This is a genomic window from Bradyrhizobium sp. 138, assembly GCF_023074075.1.
Taxonomy (GTDB): domain Bacteria; phylum Pseudomonadota; class Alphaproteobacteria; order Rhizobiales; family Xanthobacteraceae; genus Bradyrhizobium.
Window position 1 is genome coordinate 317221 of the sequence record NZ_JADPKT010000003.1, and the last position, 17181, is coordinate 334401.

Below are 17181 nucleotides of genomic sequence, written 5' to 3' on the forward strand. Positions count from 1 at the left end.
TGCGCGTTAGAATTGACCTAATGTGGCAACGACTGTCGTTCAGAACGCAACTGTTTCTTCCACTCGGCGCGAGCTTTCTCGCAGCCTTGATCCTAGGCGGCATATTGCTGCAGATCTTTGCAACTGATCAGCTGGCCGACGAGAACGAGCCCGCTCGACGTTCGACCCGAACGATCGCCACGGCACTCAACAACACTTTGCGCGCGTCGGACAATCCGCAGAAGATACTCGACGCCTTTGTCCAATCCTTGACCACCTCCTCGGATATCCAGTTCCGCCCCGCGGAAGGTCGGCCTGCGTCTTCGCCAAACAGTGCCGCGCGCAACCTGCAGGGAGTACCGCAATGGTTCGTCAACCTGCTTGTGGTGCCGGACACGGACGCTGCGGCCCCGGTGTTGATCGATGGCAAGCGTATCGGCGATATCGTGTTCCTGCCGGACCTCTCAGCCGACCTGTTCGAGAAGTGGATCGGCTTCCTGGCGCTGACCAGCCTCGTCGCCGTGCTGACGGTGCTCACTGGGATCATCGCCTACGTCTTCGCGGGGTCGGCGCTGCGGCCCCTGCAGAATCTCGGTGAGGGCCTCACTCGGATGCGGTGTGGCGACTACGCAAAGCCGATCCCGGTCGGAGGGCCTCCGGAGATTCGGCGGAGCTGTGCGGAAGCAAATGCGCTGGCTGCAACGCTGGCGCAATTGAGTCAGGACAATCGCGATCTGATGCACCGCCTGGTGTCGCTCCAGGACGACGAGCGGCGTGATCTCGCCCGCGAATTGCATGACGAGCTCGGACCGCTGCTGTTCAGCATCCGCGCCGGTGCGATCGCGCTGATCGAAGCCTCGCCGCCGGTGGGAAATCTTGGCAACTCGGCCCAGCAGATGCTGCAATCGGTCGAGGCGCTCCAGCAGACCAACCGCCGCATCCTGGATCGGCTGCGGCCACTGTACATCGAGGAGCTGGGCCTTGCGACCAGCGTGCAGACGCTGCTCCGGAACTTTCGCAAGCAGGCACCGCATATCGTCCTGACGGATACGATCGATCCGGAGCTGAACGTGATCGACGGGCCGTTGGCGCGGACCATCTATCGGGTGATCCAGGAGGCACTGACCAACGTGCTGCGCCACGCCAAGGCCAGCAGCGCCCACGTCCAGGCGACCGTCAACGGTGAGGCGCTCGTCATCGAGATCTCCGACGACGGCGGCGGCTTTCCCGCCGACAATGTCTTCGGCCGTGGCCTGACCGGCATGCATGAGCGCGTGCGCGCGCTCAGCGGATCGCTGTCACTGCTGCGCGTGGACGAACGAACCTATGTACGCTGCCGCCTGCCGGCCGAACCGGTGCGCGAGGCGCAGGCCGGCGACTGATCGCGCTTCAGGTCGTTGTTTGAGCATGATCTCTTCGGAACACCGCTTCGCACTTTTCCGGATCATGCCTTAGCATGCACAGCAACCATCATGCGCGTTCTGTCGCGCCGGCTCGCACAGCGTGCTGCGGATCTTGCCTTCCGGGCTGAAGCGAAACGAGGCGTGAATGCGCAGCGCGCCGGCGACGGAATATTCGAGATCGACGCCATAGGGCGAGGGGCGGATCTCCTCCAGCCCGAACCCCGCCAGGGAGAAGGCACTGAGCCGCGGCTGCCAATAGGCCTCGAGCTCGCTCCGGCCGCGATAGCGTTGCGCGCCGTTGCACGTGCATTCGACCTGGGCGTCGTCCGCATAGAGGTCGAGCAACATCGTGAGGTCGCCCTTCCGGCAGGCGTCCACCCAGTCGACGACAATTCCCATCTGATCGAAATCGCTCACGTCGCAATCCCTGTCTGCCGCGGGACATCACGTGCGGCTTAGGACCACACTCGTGAATGTGCGCTGAATAATAAACCCCGGGCGATACCGGGTTCCCCCCAGGGACCTTCGGCCTGCTCAGCTCTGCCGCCGGCCTCTTGCCCACACGGCGAAGGCGATCAGCACCGCGCCTGCAAGCGTGAACCAGGTGATGGCATATTGCAGGTGATCGTCCTTCAGATGCACGTCGAGCGGCCCCACGCGCGGAATGCCGTTCTCGGGCGCCGGCCGCTCGAGATCGACATAGAACGGCGCAACCGCGCCCCAGCCGAGTGCGCTTGCGATTGCCAGATGATCGCGCACGAACCAGAGCCGCTTGCTGCGATCCTCCGCCGGCGTCAGCCAGCCGGACGGCTCGGGAAAGCGCAGATAACCGGTGAGCGCGGCCGGCTGCCCGGTGACGAGCTTCTTCACCGCGCGATCCTCGACGCTGCGGTCCTGCATACTGTTCTCGACGAAGCCCGCATCGATCACGACCGTCTCGCCGCTGGGAAGCCGCGCCGGCAGGAAGGCCCAGGTGCCCGGGCCGGAGGCATCCTTGCGCACCGCCGAACCGGAGGAATAGACCATCGCATCGGGCAGCGCTGCATAGGTCGCGGTGAAGCTGACGCGGCGGAACTCGTCGCGCGCGGGATTGAGTGCAGCCCATTGCGCCGGCGGCGGCAGCGCGATGGGCGCCTCGGCCAGACGCTCGGTGAGTGCCGCGATCAGTTCGTGCTTGGCGGTCCGGCGCTGCAATTGCCAAACGCCGAGCGCGACGAAGACGGCCGTCAGGAACAGCGTGAACAGCGCGAAGCCGGCCACGCGGGGCTTGCGCGCAGGCTGGTTCATTTCGCGCGGTCGACCAACCGGCCCGGCGCCGCCTTGTGGTGGAATTGCAGCGCGATCAGCAGCGACTTCATCGCACGCAACGGCAGAAGCGTGGTGGCCAGGATCAGCGGCAACCACAGCGCCGCATGCAGCCAGTACGGCGGCTGGTATTTGACCTCGACGATGAGTGCGGCCGCAACGACGATGCCACCGGCCAGCATGATGATGAAGATCGCCGGACCGTCGCCGCTATCGATGAAGGCGTAATCGAGTCCGCAGCGGTCGCAGGCGGGCGCGAGCGTCAAGATGCCCGCATAGAGCTTGCCCTGACCGCAGCGCGGACATCTGCAGGCAAGCCCGCGCAGCGCGCTTTGCAGGACTGTGGTTTCGGGCTCGGGTTTGCCGGCGGTGTCGTTCATGATTTGCGGACTCTATCACAGTTTTCGCTGAGGCTTCCGGCGGCCCAAAAGCGAAAGGGCGGCCGCTCGGCCGCCCTTTCTGATCTGATCGTCGCGGCTCAGTGCGCGCCGTGGGCCATGGTCTCGGCGCCGTGTCCCCAGACGTAGATGCAGAGGAACAGGAACAGCCAGACCACGTCGACGAAGTGCCAGTACCAGGCGGCGAACTCGAAGCCGAGGTGCTGCTTCGGCGTGAAATGGCCGGCATAGGCACGGATCAGGCAGACGAGCAGGAAGATGGTGCCGACCAGCACGTGGAAGCCGTGGAAGCCGGTCGCCATGAAGAAGGTCGCGCCATAGACGTTACCGCCGAACGAGAACGCCGCGTGGCCGTACTCATAGGCTTGCACGCAGGTGAAGAGCGCGCCGAGCACGACGGTGAGGATCAGGCCGTATTTCAGGCCCTGACGGTCGTTCTCGAGCAGCGCGTGGTGCGCCCAGGTCACTGTCGTGCCCGAGGTGAGCAGGATCAGCGTGTTCAGCAGCGGCAGATGCCAGGGATCGAAGGTCTCGATGCCCTTCGGCGGCCAGGTGCCGGGGACCGCGCAGGCGCCGGCCTGGGTGCCGAGGCCGCAGCCGAACACGGCGTCGCGGGTGGCGTGGACGGCGTCGGCCGGAAACAGCGCCGCGTTGAAATAGGCCCAGAACCAGGCGACGAAGAACATCACCTCGGAGGCGATGAACAGGATCATGCCGTAGCGGTGATGCAGCTGCACGACGCGGGTGTGGTCGCCCTTGTACTGGGCTTCCTTGATCACGTCGCCCCACCAGCTCGCCATGGTGTAGAGCACGCCTACGGTACCGATGCCGAACACGATCGGCGCGGCCGAGAACATGTGGTGCATCCAGGCGATCGCGCCGACCGCCATGATGAAGGCCGAGAGCGAACCGACGGCCGGCCACGGAGAGGGATCGACCAGATGATAGTCGTGATGCTTGGTGTGCGCCGTTGCCATTTGCGGTCTCTCTCCTCAATCCCGTGCCTGTCGGGCACTTATCCCCTTGGTTCCGACCTCTCGAGCGCGCGCCCGGCGATCAGAGATTTCCCTTGCGTTTGTCGCCTTCGCCCGATGCCAGCGGCTTCACCACCGGATCCTTCACCGGATAGAAGGTGTAGGACAGCGTGATCGTGTTCAGCCCGTCGTTCTCGTGGTCACTGGCGATCGAGGGATCAACGTAGAACACCACCGGCATCTCGCGCTTCTCGCCGGGCGCCATGGTCTGCTCGGTGAAGCAGAAGCAGTTGATCTTCTGGAAGTAGGAGCCGACCGTCAGTGGCGCGACATTGTAGGCGGCCTGCCCGGCCGTGGTGCGCGCGGCCTGGTTGGTCACGGTGTAGAACACGGTCGTGACCTCTCCGATATTGACCTCGATCTCGTTCTGCTCCGGCTCGAATTTCCAGGGCAGGCCGGGCGCGACGTTGGAGTCGAAGCGCACCGAGATTTTTCGCGCGATCGGGCCGGTGGCCGGCGCGGAGGTCGCAACCTGGGTGGTGCCGTTGAAACCGGTGGCACGGCAGAACCAGTTGTAGAACGGCACCGCCGCGTAGGAGGCACCGACCATCAGCGCGACCACGCCGCCGCAGATCGAGGCGACCAGCGCATCGCGACCCAGCCCGCGGCGCTTGGCCGGCTTAGGATTGGCCGGCTTGGCACTGACATCCCGCGATATGGTCGGCTCGTGATCCATGTTTGCTACATCGGCCGCACGAGAACTGCCGGCCCCTTGACCATGGTGACGGCGAAGAACAGCACCACGAGCACGCCGAGCGCCAAGGCGATGGCAATGGAGCGCTGACGACGACTCTTCTTCTGCGCCTCGGTGAGGACGATTCCGTCTGTCTCAGGTTTGTCGGCCATCGCTGTGATCATGCGCCCCCAACCATCGGAGCCAGTGCCCGGAACACGACCTCGGCCAGCAGGGTCGCGAACAGCACGAACAGATAGAGGATCGAGAAGGCAAACAGCTTGCGGGTCGCACGCAGCGATTGGCTGCGCTCGCGGCGCAGATAGACGTTGATCGCGAGCACCAGCATGCCGGCTCCCAGGATCAGCGAGACGATGCCGTAGACGGCGTCGAAATAGCCGAGCGCCCAGGGCGCGGCGGCGACCGCGATCAGCACGATGGTGTAGAGCAGGATCTGCAGGCGCGTCGCATCGGGACCGGCGACGTTGGGCAGCATCGGAATGCCGGCGCGCGCATAGTCGTCGGAGCGGAACAGCGCCAGCGCCCAGAAGTGCGGCGGCGTCCAGAAGAAGATGATGGCGAACAGCAGCAGCGGCTCGACGTCGACGGTGCCCGTCACGGCGGCCCAGGCCACCACCGGCGGCAGCGCGCCGGCGGCGCCGCCGATCACGATGTTCTGCGCGGTCCAGCGCTTCAGCCACATCGTGTAGATCACGACGTAGAAGAAGATGGTGAAGGCGAGCAGCGCGCCCGCGATCCAGTTGACGAGGATGCCGAGCGTCATCACCGAGAAGAAGGACAGCGTCATGCCGAACGCCATCGCCTCGGGGCGGGTGATGCGGCCGCGCGGGATCGGACGGTTCGCCGTGCGCGACATCTTGGCGTCGATGTCGCCCTCGAGCGCCATGTTGAGCGCGCCGGAGGCGCCGGCACCGACGGCGATGCAGAGCAGCGAGGTGAAGGCGAGCACGGGGTGGAAGTGTCCCGGCGCCATCGCCATCCCGACCAGCGCGGTGAAGATCACCAGCGACATCACCCGCGGCTTCAACAGCGCGATGTAGTCGCCGACCTCCGCCTCGGAGATGCGGGGATTGATGTCGAGGGCGTTGTGGTCGAGGACGGACACTAAATTCAACTCGCTTCGTTATAGCGCCGCGGCGCCCGTCATGGGCGCCGCGGGAGGTGGCTTACTGCACGCGGGGCAGCACTTCGAACTGGTGGAACGGCGGCGGCGAGGGCAGCGTCCATTCCAGGGTGGTCGCGCCCGCACCCCACGGATTGTCGCCCGCCGGCACCTTCTTCATGAAGGCGTCGACCACGCAGTAGAGGAAGATCAGGACGCCGAAGCCGGAGATGTAGGAGCCGACCGACGAGACCAGGTTCCAGCCCGCGAAGGCATCGGGATAGTCGACATAGCGGCGCGGCATGCCGGACAGGCCGAGGAAGTGCTGCGGGAAGAACACCAGGTTGACGCCGATGAAGGTGACCCAGAAATGCGCTTTCGCGAGCCACTCATTGTACATGTAGCCCGACATCTTCGGGAACCAGTAGTACCAGCCGGCGAAGATCGCGAACACCGCGCCGAGCGACAGCACGTAGTGGAAGTGCGCGACGACGTAGTAGGTCTCCTGCAGCACGCGGTCGACGCCGGCATTCGCCAGCACGACGCCGGTGACGCCGCCGACCGTGAACAGGAAGATGAAGCCCACAGCCCAGATCATCGGGGCGCGGAATTCGATCGAGCCGCCCCACATGGTGGCGATCCACGAGAAGATCTTCACGCCGGTCGGAACCGCGATGACCATCGTCGCGGCGACGAAATAGGCCTGCGTCGCCGAGGACATGCCGACCGTGTACATGTGGTGCGCCCACACCACGAAGCCGATGCCGCCGATCGCGACCATGGCATAGGCCATGCCGAGATAGCCGAACACGGGCTTGCGCGAGAAGGTCGAGACGATCTGGCTGATCATGCCGAAGCCGGGCAGGATCAGGATGTACACTTCGGGGTGGCCGAAGAACCAGAACAGGTGCTGGAACAGCACCGGATCGCCGCCGCCATCAGGCGCGAAGAACGTCGTGTGGAAATTGCGGTCGGTGAGCAGCATGGTGATCGCACCGGCGAGCACCGGCAGCGACAGCAGCAGCAGGAACACCGTCACCAGGATCGACCACACGAACAACGGCATCTTGTGCAGGGTCATGCCCGGCGCGCGCATGTTGAAGATCGTGGTGATGAAGTTGATGGCGCCGAGGATCGAGGAGGCGCCCGCCAGATGCAGCGACAGGATCGCGAAGTCGACGGCCGGGCCCGGATGGCCGGAGCTCGACAGCGGCACGTACATGGTCCAGCCGGCGCCGACGCCGTTGGCGCCCGGCTCGCCCTCGACGAAGGTCGACATCAGCAGCAGCGCGAACGAGGCCGGCAGCAGCCAGAACGAGATGTTGTTCATGCGCGGGAACGCCATGTCGGGCGCACCGATCATCAGCGGCACGAACCAGTTGCCGAAGCCGCCGATCATCGCGGGCATGACCATGAAGAAGATCATGATCAGGCCGTGCGAGGTCACGAACACGTTATAGGTGTGCGTCTCGTGGAAGACCTGCACGCCCGGATACATCAGCTCGGCACGGATCGCGATCGACATCGCGGCGCCGATGACGCCGGCGATGACCGCGAAGATCAGGTACATCGTGCCGATGTCCTTGTGATTGGTCGAATAGACGTAACGGCGCCATCCGGTCGGATGGGCATGCTCGTCATGTCCGTGGGCGTGATCGCCGTGTGCCGCTGCGCTCGTTGCCATTTTCAAATCCTGCCTTGCGTCCCATTCGGACCTTTGGAGGTCCCGCCCTTATGTCGCTTTCAGTCCCTCAAGCCGTGCCCCGACGCTCACTGCGTCGGGCCGGCCGCGGAGGCGTAGGTGCTGGCGCCGCCGCTCGCATATTTCTTCTTCGCCGTCTCGACCCAGGAGGCGAATTCCTGGTCCTCCACGACACGAATCGCGATCGGCATGAAGGCGTGGTCCTTGCCGCAGAGCTCCGAGCACTGGCCGTAGAACATGCCGGTCTTGCTGGCTTTGAACCAGGTCTCGTTCAGCCGCCCCGGAATGGCGTCGATCTTGACGCCGAAAGCCGGCAGCGCGAAGGCGTGGATGACGTCGGCGCCGGTAACCTGGACACGAATCACCTTGTTGACCGGCACCACCATCTCGTTGTCGACGCCGAGCAGGCGGGGCTGCTTGTCCTGCGCCATCAGCGAATCGAACTCGAACTTGCCGTTGTCGGGGTAGGCATAGGACCAGTACCACTGCTTGCCGGTCGCCTTGATGGTGATATCCGCCTTTGGCACGTCGAGCTCGAGGAACAGAAGCCGGAACGACGGCACCGAGATGCCGACCAGGATCAGCACCGGAACAAGCGTCCAGGCCACTTCGATCAGCGTGTTGTGGGTGGTGCGCGACGGCACCGGATTGGCCCGCGCGTTGAACTTGACGACCACGACCACGAGCAGCGCCAGAACGAACAGCGTAATCAGCGTGATCAGCACGAACAGGAAGTTGTGGAACCAGACGATGTTGTCCATCACCGGGGAAGCGGATTCCTGAAGCGTCCATTCCCAGGGCTTCGGTTGTCCGAGCTCGGCAAATGCCGCACCGCCCGTCGCCAGCGTCAGACCCGCCACGGCCAATCCCAGCAACTGCCGGCCCATCCGGCCCATCGACATCCTCATGCCGTTCGCGCTCCCCTTACGAAATCACCCCAAGTGCGCCGCCCTGTGTCCGGGAAACGCTTATTCGATCCGCCCGCCTGACAAACCGCCGCGCAAGAATACCTCTAAGAGGAATTGGGGCCAGATCGCTAGAACGCCGAAATCAAGCCTCTCAAACCATAATTCTTGATCTATCGCAATGCAGTCTTGAGCCCGATCTGACAGCGATCACCCGCAAGATATTTCCTAGTAAGATCAGACAAAAATACCGTTTCTCGGGATGCTGCCGCTTGACAGCGGAATTGCCCGCGGTAGGCACTGGCAGATGGCCGCGCAGGAACCTGATTCGTGCGGGCGGCGGCGGCGCGAGGCGGCGTGGAATTTGCTTGGGAATCGCCTTCAAGACGCCGTCATTCCCGTATCAGTCCGCCAGACTAGTCCGCCAAGCGCGAGCGACCCAGGCGAGCAGAGGGACCGACCCGATGGGGCTTTCGAAATCGATGGCAAGGCCGGCTACACGGCAGCTTAGCCGCCTCCCGGCGCTGGCCGCCCTGCTCGCTGCGCTCGTCCTTCTGGCACTTCCTGGCCTTGCCCATGCGCAGGGCGCGGTCCGCTCCGTTCATGGCGACTGGCAGATCCGCTGCGACACGCCGCCGGGCGCCCAGAGCGAGCAATGCGCCCTGATCCAGAGCGTGGTGGCGGAAGACCGCTCCAATGCCGGCCTGACCGTCATCGTGCTCAAGACCGCCGACCAGAAGAGCCGGCTGATGCGTGTGGTCGCGCCCCTGGGGGTCCTGCTGCCCTCCGGTCTCGGCCTCAAGCTCGACAACCAGGACGTCGGCCGTGCCGGATTCGTCCGCTGCCTGCCCAATGGCTGCGTTGCCGAGGTCGTCATGGACGACAAGCTGCTCGGCCAGCTCCGCACCGCCAAGACCGCCACCTTCATCATCTTCGAGACCCCCGAAGAAGGCATCGGCTTCCCGCTCAGCCTGAACGGGCTCGGCGAGGGGTATGACAAGCTGCCGTAGGGGCAAGTCGGACCTAATAAATCTCCAGACACGCCGCGCTACGATCCTTGGGAGGCGAGCCCAACAGACCTGCCATCTCGGCGAAATCGACGTCCTGGCTCACAATTGCAAAGCCATTTGCCTTTGCAAACTCCCAAAAGACACGATCAGTCGCTTCCGAGAGTCCGTGAGACCGGGCATGAGCGGAATCCGGAAAAAGATCGGCCATCATCTGGCAAAGCTTGAAGCTGAGATTCTGATCGAACAGCAGCCTCATGTCGGCGCGGTCACCAATCGCCTCTCGCGGTCAGCGGCGTAAGCCAGGCAAGCGCGGATATCGCCCTCGGTCAATTCAGGGAAGTCATCGAGGATCTGAGCATGGGTCTGACCGGCAGCCAACCAGCCGAGCACATCCGCCACGGCGATCCGCATGTGGCGGATGCACGGTCGCCCTCCACGCTTGCCGGGCTCAATCGAGATGATGTCTCGGTAATCCGGTAATCCATGGACATAGGATATCATCGATCCGCACTGGATGCAGCATCCCCATCGACCCTTCGCCCCACCCTATCCTTTCCGTAATCTGCCGCCCCGCCCCTCGCGGAACCGGTCCGAAACCATTATCTTGCCCCAGATCTTCCGATAATGGACGGACGCATGACCAATCCTGCCACGACCTCCCTGCTCGACCGCGCCAATCTCGACCGCGACCAGGTTCGCAACGAGGTGGCGCGCGGGCTCGCCGGCGCCGACGACGGTGAGCTGTTCCTGGAATACAGCCAGACCGAAGCGCTGATGTTCGACAATGGGCGGCTGAAGCAGGCGACCTACGACACGTCGCAAGGTTTTGGCTTGCGCGCGGTCAAGGATGACGCGGTCGGCTACGCGCATTCCTCCGACGTGTCGGTGCCGGCGCTGATCCGCGCCGCGGACGCGGTCGCGGCCGTGCGCGGCGGCTATTCCGGCAGCTTTGCCGCGCCGCCTCCACACACCAATGTGCGCCTCTACGGCGACGACAACCCGCTGGATGCGCCCGGCTTCGAGACCAAGGTCAAGTTGCTCGCCGAGATCGACGCTTACCTGCGCGACAAGGATCCGCGGGTGCGGCAGGTCAGCGTGAGCCTCGGCGCAACCTGGCAGGTGGTCGAGATCCTGCGGCCCGACGGCGAGAGCTATCGCGACATCCGCCCGCTCGTGCGCGTCAACATTTCCGTCGTCGCCGGCCAGGGCGATCGCCAGGAGAGCGGCAGCAAGGGTTATGGCGGCCGCGCCGGCTATGCCGAATTCATCGAGAGCAAGAACTGGCGCGAGGCCGCCGACGGCGCCCTGCGCGAGGCGCTGGTCAATCTGGAATCGATTCCGGCGCCGGCCGGCGAGATGGACGTCGTGCTTGGTGCCGGCTGGCCCGGCGTGATGCTGCATGAAGCGGTCGGCCATGGCCTCGAGGGCGACTTCAACCGCAAGAAGACGTCGGCATTTGCCGGCCTGATGGGCCAGCAGGTCGCGGCCAAGGGCGTCACCGTGGTCGACGACGGCACCATTGCCTCGCGCCGCGGCTCGCTGTCGATCGACGACGAGGGCACGCCGACCAATCGCACCGTGCTGATCGAGGACGGCATCCTGGTCGGCTACATGCAGGACCGCCAGAACGCGCGCCTGATGAACATGAAGCCGACCGGCAACGGCCGCCGCCAGGGCTATGCCCATGTGCCGATGCCGCGCATGACCAACACCTACATGCTCGCGGGCGACCGCGATCCGGCCGAGATCCTCGCCTCGGTGAAGAACGGCGTCTTCGCCGCGAATTTCGGCGGCGGCCAGGTCGACATCACCTCGGGCAAATACGTGTTCCAGTGCACCGAGGCCTACAAGATCGAGAACGGCAAGCTGGGCGCACCGCTGAAGGGCGCCATGCTGATCGGCAACGGGCCGACCGACCTGCATCGCATCCGCATGATCGGCAACGACCTTGCGCTCGATACCGGCATCGGCACCTGCGGCAAGAACGGCCAGGGCGTGCCTGTCGGCGTCGGCCAGCCGTCGCTGCTGATGGAACGCATCACGGTGGGTGGAACGGGCGCATGAGCGTGGAAGAAAAGGTCACTGTCACGCCCAAGCGGAAGAGCAGCGGCTGGGGCGGGCAGATCGTTCAGCTCGCCGGTATCGTCGCCGCCGTCTTCATCGCCAAGGGCGCGCTCGCCGAACCGTTCTACGTGCCGTCGGGCTCGATGGAGCCGACCCTGCTGATCGGCGATGCGCTGCTCGCCTCGAAGTTTCCCTATGGCTACGGCACCTCGTCGCTGCCGATTCAGATCAGCCTGCCCGAGACCGGACGCGTGTTCGCGGAGACGCCGAAGCTCGGCGACGTCGTGGTGTTCCGCTGGCCGGGCGATCGTTCGCAGGCCTGGGTCAAGCGCGTCGTGGGTCTGCCCGGCGATCGCATCCAGATGCGGCAGGGCCAGCTCTTCATCAACGACCGCCCCGCCGAGCTCAAGCCGGACGGCGTCGGTGCGGCCGAGGACGACAATGGCGGCAGCGAGCCCGCCTACCGTTATGTCGAGAAGCTGCCGAACGGCGTCTCGCATTTGATCTTCAAGATGCGCGACAACGGTCCGCTCGACAACACGCCTGAGGTGACAGTGCCGGCCGGGCACCTCTTCGTGCTCGGCGACAACCGCGACAACTCCGCCGACAGCCGCGTGCCGCTGCGGTCCGGCGGCGTCGGCCTGTTGCCGATCGACAATCTGATCGGCCGTGCCGATGCGGTGCTCGGCTCCTGGGATCTCGGCATCCGCGGCCAGCCGGTGTGGACCTGGCTGTCCGGATTCAGGCTGGCACGGTTCTTCACCGCGGTGCATTAAGCCTCCTCACCCCACGATGAACCGTGACGAATTCCTCGCGCTGGCGCTGAGAAATCCCGTCAACGGGGCGATCATCGACGAGCTGGCGCGGCTCGATCTGCCGGATGCGTGGCTGGTCTCGGGATGCCTGGTGCAGACCGTATGGAACGTACTCACGGGCCGTACCATCGGTCACGGCATCGCCGACTATGATGTGTTCTATTTCGATCCCGAGACCTCGTGGGAGGCGGAGGACGCGGTGATCCGCAAGCTGCATGCGCGGCTGGCGCATCTCGGCGTCAAGATCGAGATCCGCAACCAGGCGCGCGTGCATCTGTGGTACCCCGACAAGCACGGCCTGCCCTATCCGCCCCTGAGAAGCTCGACAGAAGGCATCGACCGTTTCCTCACGCAGAACACCCAAGTCGGCGTCAGGCGCGCAGGCGATGGCTATGAGGTCTACGCGCCGCACGGCTTTGACGATGTCGCAGGGCTGATCGTACGGCCAAATCCAGGTCCTAATTTTTCGGCGGCGAATTACGCTGTGAAAGCTGCGCGATGGAAAGCGCTTTGGCCGGAGCTCACGGTGATTGCGGCAGAGTGAGATCTCGTAGGGTGGGCAAAGCGACTTGTCCGCCGTAGCTCGGAGAGCGAAGGCGGAAGCGTGCCCACGCGTCTGTGGCCGGATCGAAAAAATCGTGGGCACGGCGCAAGGGCGCCTTTGCCCACCCTAGCACGACTTCTTTCGCTTCCGCGGAGACGAACAGTGGTGGGTTACGCCGTGCGGACTGCGCTTCGCGCAGCCGCGCGGCTAACCCACCCTACACCTTGTCTACCGCACCACGCCCGACGTGAAGCCGGCCTTGCGGCGCGGCGGCTTGATTTCCTTTTTCAGGAAGCAGCGCGCCTCGCGCCCGGTGTAGCCGGGGCGGGCATAGGTGAAGGCGCGGCATTTGTTGTCGGCGGTGCACGCGGCCTTGCAGGCCTCTACGCCGTCCCCCTCCTTCAGTTCGAGATTGCGCAGATCGCCGCCGGGACGGTCGATCGACGTCTCCACGCCCTCGACCCGCGGCTCGATCACGCCGGCGCCGCGCACACCGGAGATGCAGCAGCTGCCGGGCACGCGCGCCGGCACGGTGTTCTTCAGCCAGCACACCGCCGAGCCGCCTTCGACGTCGGGATAATTGAAGCTCCAGGAACGGCAACGGCGATCACGCTCGCACAGCAGCGCACAATCCTCGGGATCGCCGGAGGCGACCGGTGAGCTGAAATAGTCGCCGCCGGGCCGATCGAACGCAGTCTGGGCGCGCGCCGGCACGCTCGCGCATGCGAGCGAAAGCAGCGTGACACATGCCACGACGCTTGCCAGGACCTTTGCCATGACGGCGCCGGACAGGCGGCCCTTCCCCATCGGAACAGCTTTCGAGTTATTGACGACGCTCAGGTTTTTTCAGCCGGTCATTTGATCGCCGCAAACCTGTATGGGCGATGAACGGCTGACCCGATCGGCCTGCCGGCCTAGAACGCGTATTCCGCGTAGGCCGGTTCCACCGAGCCCTTCCAGGGACCGTTGAACTTGTCCAACATTTCCTCGGCCGGCGTCCGGCCGCAATCGATGATGCGGTCGAGCGGCTCCAGATGCCGCGTTTCGTCGCGGCCGAGCTGGTCGATGCGGCCGCGCCGGCGCAGCCCCGCATGTGCCAGAACAAGGCATTCCTTGGCGATTTCGAACAGATAACGGTCCTTGATCCGCGCCTTGAAGCCGAAGCGCGGCACGTCGTCGCGCAGGGCCTGACGCTCAGCCGCGCTCCAATGCTTGACGATTTCCCAGGCGGCATCGAGCGCGACATCGTCATAGAGCAGCCCGACCCAGAACGCCGGCAGCGCCGGCAAACGTCCCCACGGACCGCCGTCGGAGCCGCGCATTTCGAGATAGCGCTTGAGCCGCACCTCCGGGAAAATCGTCGAGAGATGGTTGGCCCAGTCCGACAGCGTCGGACGCTCGCCGGGAAGGTTGTTGTTACGGCCGTCGAAGAACGCGCGGAACGAGGAGCCCGACACGTCGATGTACTCCTCGCCGCGCTTGACGAAATACATGGGCACGTCGAGCGCGTAGTCGACATAGCGCTCGAATCCCATGCCGTCCTCGAATGCCCACGGCATCATGCCCGACCGCGCATTGTCGGTGTCGCGCCAGATCTCGGAGCGGAAGGAGAGGAAGCCGTTCGGCTTGCCTTCGGTGAACGGCGAATTGGCGAACAGCGCGGTTGCGACCGGCTGAAGCGCGAGCGAAACGCGCAGCTTCTTGACCATGTCGGCTTCGGAGGAGAAGTCGAGATTGGTCTGCACCGTGCAGGTCCGGTACATCATGTCGCGGCCGTACTGGCCGACCTTCGGCATGTAATTGGTCATGATCTTGTAGCGGCCCTTGGGCATCATCGGGATCTCCGCGCGCGACCAGGACGGCGTCATGCCGAGACCGAGGAAGCCGATGCCGAGCGGCGTTGCGATCTCGCGCACCTGCGCAAGATGCGCCATCAGCTCGCTCTGGGTCTGGTGCACGTTCTCGACCGGCGCGCCTGACAATTCGAACTGTCCACCCGGCTCGAGCGAAATCGCACCGCCGCCGGTGACGTCGTAGAGGCCGATGATGTTGCCCTTCTCCATGATCGGCTCCCAGCCGAGCAGGAGCTTCATGCCCTCGAGCAACGCACCGATGCCCCGCGCGCCTTCGTAAGGTACCGGACGGTGGCCTTCGAGCGTGAACGGCGTCTTCTCGTGCTCGGTGCCCATGCGGAAGTCGGACGGGTCCTTGCAGCCGGCCTCGAACCACGCGACGAGCTCATCGCGCGACTGCAGCGGCGTCATATCGATCTGGTCTCGCGCCATATCAAACTCTAATCAAAGGCGCTTCGAGCGAATGCGCGCAGGGTGATGGGGATCGTCCGCGAACCACCGGGTGCGCGGACGTGCTGGTGTGCCGCGCGATCATCGCGACGGCGTGCTTTCATTGACGTTGGCGACGGGCGGCAGCTTCATCTCGCCGCACGAGCAGCCCAGCCGATCGAGCAGACCGCTGAGCTTGACGGCATCGGCATCGGACAGTTTCGAACCGACATATTTCTCGATCGCGGCCGAATAGGCGCCCCACATCCGCTTCTGCAACTCGCGGCCGGCTTCCGTGATCTCGACGAACTGGCCGCGCTTGTCGATCTTGCATTCGCGCCGCGAGGCGAGGCCCTCGTCGACCAGGCGGTCGATCAGGCGCGAGGTGGAATATTGCGGGATCAGCATCTGCCGTTCGAGCTCGACCGGCCGCAGCTCGCCCGAGGGCGCCCGCGACAATTCGAGCAGCGCGTCATACCAGGCCAGCGGCGGGAAGCCGGCCTTCTTCAGGTCCTGCTCGACGCAATCGAGCACGCGGCTCTGCACCCGCATCAGGCGGATCCAGGCGGAAGTCGCCTCGGTCGATGGTTTGCGTTTCATGGTCCCGCTCAAGCTCGTCGCCCGTCTCTTACATCATTTGATGCAGCTGCATCAATCTTGACTATTCCAAGCAACTGCATGTAATCGCTGTTTCGGCGGAACCAAGCTTCAGAGAAGGAAATTCCATGAAACTGTATTATGCGCCCGGGGCTTGCTCGCTGTCCCCCCACATCGCGCTCCTGGAAGCCGGCCTGCCCTATGAGCTGGTCAAGGTCGATATCCGGGCCAAGAAGCTCGAAAATGGTGAGGATTATCTGAAGCTGAACCCCAAGGGCCAGGTCCCTGCGCTGGGCCTCGACAGCGGCGAGATCGTGACCGAAGGCCCAGTGATTGTCCAGATGATCGCCGATCAGGCTTCAAGCAAAGCGCTGGCGCCGGCCCATGGCAGTTCCGAGCGCTACAAGCTGCTGGAGTGGCTGAATTTCCTCACCTCCGAGGTGCACAAGAGCTTTGGTCCGCTGTTCGCGCCGGCGCTGAACGACGAAGCCAAGGCCTTCTTCAGGGATCGCGTCATGGGCAAGCTGAACTATATCGACAGCCAGCTCGCCGGCCGCGACTACCTCATGGGCAAGCAGTTCACGGTGGCCGACGGCTATCTCTTCACGATGCTGACCTGGGCCGACCGGATGAAGTTCGACTTCGCGGCGATGCCCGACCTTGCCGCCTACAAAGCCCGCGTCGCGGCCCGGCCGCAGGTGCAGGAGGCGTTGAAGAAGGAAGGGCTGGCCCAGGCGAAGTAATGGCCAGACCACAACAGAGATGATGAGAGCCGGATCAATGATCCGGCTCTTTGCTAGAACCGTTCGCGAAAACCGGACGCTTGAGATTGATCTGAATTTTACGAGCATTGTCGGAGTTAACAATAACTCTGCCTTGCGCGCTCAGCGGAGGTCACCATCCTTGTGAGAGCAATCCAGTTGGCTCTACTTCAGCTAAGGCTCGCGATCCGAGCCGCTGAACTGGAAGGCTCTCGTGACAACCGCATTGCTCCTCTTGCTCGCGAGCACAATCACTGGATTGGCGACGGGGCTCTTCTTCCGAGTTTGGACTTTGTTGCTGGTCTCGCCGGCGACCGCGATCCTTGCGGCAGCCGTTCTTCAGACTTCAGGCTTCGGATTTTGGACGGGCATTCCCATCATCGTCGGCTGTCTCCTTGCCGGCCAGCTTGCCTATTTGGCCGGAACGTTCCACGTGCACAGAGGGAAGCTGTCAATGCAGGACGAGATCGACGGCGAACCAGGCGAGCATGGCCATCGCCACATCGACGAAGAGAACGAGTAGGGCCAAGCCGGCCCACGAGGGGATTTTTCTGCGCCGCCGGAGCAACCTTCGGCTCGGCCACGG

21 protein-coding genes are annotated in these 17181 nt (G+C 64.3%); 7 read left to right on the top strand and 14 right to left on the bottom strand.

Translation table 11 applies throughout. From position 1 onward, the window contains the following. The first annotated feature begins 20 nt into the window (after positions 1-20). Positions 21-1361 (top strand): ATP-binding protein, encoded by a 1341-nt coding sequence (locus IVA79_RS02490; protein ID WP_247550182.1) that lies wholly within the window; start codon positions 21-23, stop codon positions 1359-1361. Between the two features lie 69 nt (positions 1362-1430). Here IVA79_RS02490 and IVA79_RS02495 read toward each other — a convergent pair whose 3' ends face one another. The 9 genes from IVA79_RS02495 to coxB form a co-directional block, all read right to left on the bottom strand. Further along, positions 1431-1799, bottom strand: coding sequence for a nuclear transport factor 2 family protein (locus IVA79_RS02495; protein WP_247550184.1), 369 nt, complete (start codon positions 1797-1799; stop codon positions 1431-1433). Positions 1800-1916: 117 nt separating this feature from the next. After that, positions 1917-2669 (bottom strand): SURF1 family cytochrome oxidase biogenesis protein, encoded by a 753-nt coding sequence (locus tag IVA79_RS02500; protein ID WP_247550186.1) that lies wholly within the window; start codon positions 2667-2669, stop codon positions 1917-1919. Then, a complete protein-coding gene (locus IVA79_RS02505; RefSeq protein WP_247550188.1) occupies positions 2666-3067 on the bottom strand; it encodes a DUF983 domain-containing protein in 402 nt (133 codons plus the stop codon). Before IVA79_RS02505 ends, IVA79_RS02500 begins: the two co-directional genes overlap by 4 nt. A 98-nt stretch (positions 3068-3165) precedes the next feature. Next, positions 3166-4062 (bottom strand): cytochrome c oxidase subunit 3, encoded by an 897-nt coding sequence (locus IVA79_RS02510; protein ID WP_247550189.1) that lies wholly within the window; start codon positions 4060-4062, stop codon positions 3166-3168. A gap of 79 nt (positions 4063-4141) precedes the next feature. Then, positions 4142-4795, bottom strand: a complete 654-nt coding sequence (locus tag IVA79_RS02515) for a cytochrome c oxidase assembly protein (RefSeq protein WP_247550191.1) — start codon at positions 4793-4795, stop codon at positions 4142-4144. Between the two features lie 5 nt (positions 4796-4800). Then, positions 4801-4977, bottom strand: coding sequence for a hypothetical protein (locus IVA79_RS02520; RefSeq protein WP_063197888.1), 177 nt, complete (start codon positions 4975-4977; stop codon positions 4801-4803). Beyond that, complete coding sequence (locus tag IVA79_RS02525; RefSeq protein WP_247550193.1) at positions 4974-5918, bottom strand: heme o synthase; 945 nt, start codon at positions 5916-5918, stop codon at positions 4974-4976. Before IVA79_RS02525 ends, IVA79_RS02520 begins: the two co-directional genes overlap by 4 nt. Positions 5919-5979: 61 nt before the next feature. Then, positions 5980-7599 (bottom strand): cytochrome c oxidase subunit I, encoded by a 1620-nt coding sequence (gene ctaD, locus IVA79_RS02530; protein ID WP_247550200.1) that lies wholly within the window; start codon positions 7597-7599, stop codon positions 5980-5982. Positions 7600-7685: 86 nt separating this feature from the next. Next, the gene (coxB, locus tag IVA79_RS02535; protein ID WP_247550201.1) at positions 7686-8525 is read right to left on the bottom strand and encodes a cytochrome c oxidase subunit II; all 840 of its coding nucleotides are present in this window, start codon (positions 8523-8525) and stop codon (positions 7686-7688) included. A 461-nt stretch (positions 8526-8986) separates the two neighbouring features. Between coxB and IVA79_RS02540 the strand changes: the two genes are divergently transcribed. After that, complete coding sequence (locus IVA79_RS02540) at positions 8987-9532, top strand: invasion associated locus B family protein (protein WP_247550202.1); 546 nt, start codon at positions 8987-8989, stop codon at positions 9530-9532. 13 nt (positions 9533-9545) lie between these two features. On the opposite strand, the gene IVA79_RS02545 is transcribed toward IVA79_RS02540, so the two are convergent. Together IVA79_RS02545 and IVA79_RS02550 are read right to left on the bottom strand one after the other, a co-directional pair. Beyond that, positions 9546-9788, bottom strand: coding sequence for a DUF5615 family PIN-like protein (locus tag IVA79_RS02545; RefSeq protein ID WP_247550203.1), 243 nt, complete (start codon positions 9786-9788; stop codon positions 9546-9548). After that, complete coding sequence (locus IVA79_RS02550) at positions 9785-10033, bottom strand: DUF433 domain-containing protein (protein WP_247550204.1); 249 nt, start codon at positions 10031-10033, stop codon at positions 9785-9787. Before IVA79_RS02550 ends, IVA79_RS02545 begins: the two co-directional genes overlap by 4 nt. 135 nt (positions 10034-10168) lie before the next feature. Here IVA79_RS02550 and tldD point away from each other — a divergent pair, with 135 nt between their 5' ends. From tldD to IVA79_RS02565, 3 genes are read left to right on the top strand one after another with little or no spacing between them, the layout of a single operon-like run. Then, a complete protein-coding gene (tldD, locus tag IVA79_RS02555; RefSeq protein WP_247550205.1) occupies positions 10169-11596 on the top strand; it encodes a metalloprotease TldD in 1428 nt (475 codons plus the stop codon). Continuing rightward, positions 11593-12372 carry a signal peptidase I gene (lepB, locus tag IVA79_RS02560; protein ID WP_247550206.1) on the top strand — a complete coding sequence of 260 codons (780 nt, stop codon included), beginning with the start codon at positions 11593-11595 and terminating at the stop codon, positions 12370-12372. The genes tldD and lepB overlap by 4 nt, the downstream gene beginning before the upstream one ends. A gap of 16 nt (positions 12373-12388) precedes the next feature. Next, complete coding sequence (locus IVA79_RS02565) at positions 12389-12955, top strand: nucleotidyltransferase family protein (protein WP_247550207.1); 567 nt, start codon at positions 12389-12391, stop codon at positions 12953-12955. Positions 12956-13183: 228 nt separating this feature from the next. Here IVA79_RS02565 and IVA79_RS02570 read toward each other — a convergent pair whose 3' ends face one another. The 3 genes from IVA79_RS02570 to IVA79_RS02580 form a co-directional block, all read right to left on the bottom strand. Further along, a complete protein-coding gene (locus tag IVA79_RS02570; RefSeq protein WP_247550208.1) occupies positions 13184-13762 on the bottom strand; it encodes a PAN domain-containing protein in 579 nt (192 codons plus the stop codon). Positions 13763-13869: 107 nt separating this feature from the next. Continuing rightward, positions 13870-15240 carry a glutamate--cysteine ligase gene (locus IVA79_RS02575; RefSeq protein ID WP_247550209.1) on the bottom strand — a complete coding sequence of 457 codons (1371 nt, stop codon included), beginning with the start codon at positions 15238-15240 and terminating at the stop codon, positions 13870-13872. A 99-nt stretch (positions 15241-15339) separates the two neighbouring features. Then, positions 15340-15837 carry a MarR family winged helix-turn-helix transcriptional regulator gene (locus IVA79_RS02580; RefSeq protein ID WP_018644966.1) on the bottom strand — a complete coding sequence of 166 codons (498 nt, stop codon included), beginning with the start codon at positions 15835-15837 and terminating at the stop codon, positions 15340-15342. 125 nt (positions 15838-15962) lie between these two features. Here IVA79_RS02580 and gstA point away from each other — a divergent pair, with 125 nt between their 5' ends. Together gstA and IVA79_RS02590 are read left to right on the top strand one after the other, a co-directional pair. Next, on the top strand, positions 15963-16577 hold the full coding sequence (gene gstA / locus IVA79_RS02585) for a glutathione transferase GstA (protein ID WP_247550210.1): 615 nt from the start codon (positions 15963-15965) through the stop codon (positions 16575-16577). Between the two features lie 232 nt (positions 16578-16809). Next, on the top strand, positions 16810-17118 hold the full coding sequence (locus IVA79_RS02590) for a hypothetical protein (protein WP_247550211.1): 309 nt from the start codon (positions 16810-16812) through the stop codon (positions 17116-17118). Positions 17119-17181 lie beyond the last annotated feature (63 nt).

What these genes read in the sequence shown, in the direction of transcription:
- tldD (WP_247550205.1), top strand. Translation starts at nt 10,169, where the DNA reads ATGACCAATCCTGCCACGACCTCCCTGCTCGACCGCGCCAATCTCGAC.
- IVA79_RS02565 (WP_247550207.1), top strand. Translation starts at nt 12,389, where the DNA reads ATGAACCGTGACGAATTCCTCGCGCTGGCGCTGAGAAATCCCGTCAAC.
- ctaD (WP_247550200.1), bottom strand. Translation starts at nt 7,599, where the DNA reads ATGGCAACGAGCGCAGCGGCACACGGCGATCACGCCCACGGACATGAC.
- IVA79_RS02520 (WP_063197888.1), bottom strand. Translation starts at nt 4,977, where the DNA reads ATGATCACAGCGATGGCCGACAAACCTGAGACAGACGGAATCGTCCTC.
- IVA79_RS02490 (WP_247550182.1), top strand. Translation starts at nt 21, where the DNA reads ATGTGGCAACGACTGTCGTTCAGAACGCAACTGTTTCTTCCACTCGGC.
- IVA79_RS02540 (WP_247550202.1), top strand. Translation starts at nt 8,987, where the DNA reads ATGGGGCTTTCGAAATCGATGGCAAGGCCGGCTACACGGCAGCTTAGC.
- gstA (WP_247550210.1), top strand. Translation starts at nt 15,963, where the DNA reads ATGAAACTGTATTATGCGCCCGGGGCTTGCTCGCTGTCCCCCCACATC.
- coxB (WP_247550201.1), bottom strand. Translation starts at nt 8,525, where the DNA reads ATGAGGATGTCGATGGGCCGGATGGGCCGGCAGTTGCTGGGATTGGCC.
- lepB (WP_247550206.1), top strand. Translation starts at nt 11,593, where the DNA reads ATGAGCGTGGAAGAAAAGGTCACTGTCACGCCCAAGCGGAAGAGCAGC.
- IVA79_RS02500 (WP_247550186.1), bottom strand. Translation starts at nt 2,669, where the DNA reads ATGAACCAGCCTGCGCGCAAGCCCCGCGTGGCCGGCTTCGCGCTGTTC.
- IVA79_RS02505 (WP_247550188.1), bottom strand. Translation starts at nt 3,067, where the DNA reads ATGAACGACACCGCCGGCAAACCCGAGCCCGAAACCACAGTCCTGCAA.
- IVA79_RS02575 (WP_247550209.1), bottom strand. Translation starts at nt 15,240, where the DNA reads ATGGCGCGAGACCAGATCGATATGACGCCGCTGCAGTCGCGCGATGAG.
- IVA79_RS02580 (WP_018644966.1), bottom strand. Translation starts at nt 15,837, where the DNA reads ATGAAACGCAAACCATCGACCGAGGCGACTTCCGCCTGGATCCGCCTG.
- IVA79_RS02515 (WP_247550191.1), bottom strand. Translation starts at nt 4,795, where the DNA reads ATGGATCACGAGCCGACCATATCGCGGGATGTCAGTGCCAAGCCGGCC.
- IVA79_RS02510 (WP_247550189.1), bottom strand. Translation starts at nt 4,062, where the DNA reads ATGGCAACGGCGCACACCAAGCATCACGACTATCATCTGGTCGATCCC.
- IVA79_RS02550 (WP_247550204.1), bottom strand. Translation starts at nt 10,033, where the DNA reads ATGATATCCTATGTCCATGGATTACCGGATTACCGAGACATCATCTCG.
- IVA79_RS02570 (WP_247550208.1), bottom strand. Translation starts at nt 13,762, where the DNA reads ATGGGGAAGGGCCGCCTGTCCGGCGCCGTCATGGCAAAGGTCCTGGCA.
- IVA79_RS02545 (WP_247550203.1), bottom strand. Translation starts at nt 9,788, where the DNA reads ATGAGGCTGCTGTTCGATCAGAATCTCAGCTTCAAGCTTTGCCAGATG.